Origin of the sequence: Pseudoalteromonas porphyrae (assembly GCF_001298125.1) — a bacterium.
GTDB lineage: Bacteria > Pseudomonadota > Gammaproteobacteria > Enterobacterales > Alteromonadaceae > Pseudoalteromonas > Pseudoalteromonas neustonica.
Genome location: NZ_LHPH01000091.1, coordinates 1 through 613, shown reverse-complemented (window position 1 = coordinate 613; position 613 = coordinate 1). Strand labels below are relative to the sequence as shown.

The 613-nt window shown below is 40.8% G+C and carries 1 protein-coding gene; it reads left to right on the top strand.

What is annotated here, in order from left to right; all coding sequences use genetic code 11:
* Nucleotides 1-405, top strand: a 405-nt coding sequence (locus tag ADS77_RS21320; protein ID WP_235575847.1) for a transposase, incomplete at its 5' end; no start/stop codon positions are given.
* Nucleotides 406-613 lie beyond the last annotated feature (208 nt).

Genomic DNA, 613 nt, shown 5'->3' with positions numbered 1-613 from the left:
TGTTATATTGTCGAAAATAAACTCGACTTGTCGGGCTTTGACGCGTGGTATAACAACGACAAAACAGGCGCGGCAGCGTATCCGCCCACGGTGATGTTAAAGATTATTTTACTCGGTTATGCGCATGGATTAATTAGTAGCCGCCGAATAGCCAAGGCCTGTGAGAACAATATTTTGTTCATGAGTGTGTCGGGCGATATTCAACCTCATTACACATCGATAGCGGGATTCGTGGCGAAAATGCATGAGCAGATTGAACCGCTGTTCACGCAAGTGCTGATGATATGTGATGAAGAAGGCTTGATAGGCCGCAACATGTTTGCGATTGATGGCTGTAAATTAAAATCAAATGCGAGCAAAGAATGGTGCATATTCTCCCCAGCTTTGATCACCCAATGGCGTTAACTTTGATCACTTACTTTCATTAAGCTTTGATCACGAAAATCACTCGATAATGATCACTTTTGTGTTCTTAATGATTTTGCCGATCAAAGCTTAACGCCACTCGTTACCGAGTTCACGTTTTATCATTTTTGTAGGTATGTTAAACCGTTATCTAAATCGTTTGATGAGGATAACAATAATGTCAACAAGACCTATATCTATGAGTAAA